At 53.7% G+C, this 709-nt stretch carries 1 pseudogene; it reads right to left on the bottom strand.

The annotated features are described in order from the left end of the window. Window positions 1-128: 128 nt before the first annotated feature. A pseudogene (locus ACOCD2_RS24010) lies at window positions 129-596 on the bottom strand (transposase); the annotation flags it as partial. Window positions 597-709 lie beyond the last annotated feature (113 nt).

The raw sequence follows: 709 nt of genomic DNA, 5'->3' as shown, positions 1-709 counted from the left end.
TGTGCTGATTTCCTGGTCAAATCCGGTCTAATTCATCGCTGTCTGCAATTCAACCAAGCGGAAATCAGTGGATATTGGCACCCTTCGGGCGCTGATATGCCTCTATCTGGGGATTTGGGTACATTTGTCTACGCTGCTTCTTCTATTAAGTTCCAGCCTCCTCGACGCCCTCCGCCCTCAATTTCTGGATTCAACCACACCTCGCCGACCGGTTCCCAGTTTCGTGTCCCTCGACTCCATCGCTCCGGGTTTCGTTGCTTTGCTGCCTGATAGAGCGCATCGCGTTTAACCAGAATCGATCGCTCCGCACCGTTGTGGCGTTGTGCTGGCGTCACAAATTGTATCCCGCTGTGACGATGTTCTTCGTTGTACCAGTGGACAAATCCATAAACCCACTCGCGAGCAGCGCCTAAGTTTTCAAACGGCTTTGATGGGAATGCCGGGGTGTACTTCATTGTGCCAAAGAGGCTCTCCGAATACGGATTGTCATTACTCACCGATGGACGACTGAATGACGGTACGACACCCAGTCGTTGCAGTGTCGCCAGCATGGTTGCACCCTTCATCGGTGATCCATTGTCGGAGTGAAGCACTAGTCGAGTAGATCGGCCATTGCTGGCTTTCACCCTCACAGAACCGGACGTGCGGATTTCCCGCATCCGGCTCTTCCGAGCAGGTCACCCGGATTGAGCGGGAGCCAATTGTCTGG

Source organism: Thiolapillus sp. (assembly GCF_048562965.1).
GTDB lineage: Bacteria > Pseudomonadota > Gammaproteobacteria > Chromatiales > Chromatiaceae > Thiolapillus > Thiolapillus brandeum_A.
This window is presented reverse-complemented; position numbering and strand designations above follow the sequence as displayed.